General features: G+C 44.1%; 1 protein-coding gene. It reads right to left on the minus strand.

The genetic code is table 11. The features are described from left to right. Positions 1 to 213, minus strand: a 213-nt coding sequence (locus tag AC1M9C_RS15035; RefSeq protein ID WP_481953989.1) for a hypothetical protein, incomplete at both ends; no start/stop codon positions are given.

Consider the following 213-nt stretch of genomic DNA (forward strand, 5'->3'; position numbering starts at 1 on the left):
CTACAGGGTTGCCATCTTTGTCTAAGATTTCAACTTTTACTGTTGCACCTGGCTCAGTCTTACCTGAGATTGTTGGTGTAGTATCGTTTGTTGGCTTAAGCTCATCGATGGTTAATTCAGGTGCTACTGTGTCAACCTCGAAGCTCTCTGGCTGAGATTCACCTGTGTTACCTGCTTTATCTGTCGCTTTTGCAACTACGTCATATTCGCCAT

Source organism: Acinetobacter sp. 24-47-39, assembly GCF_056783825.1.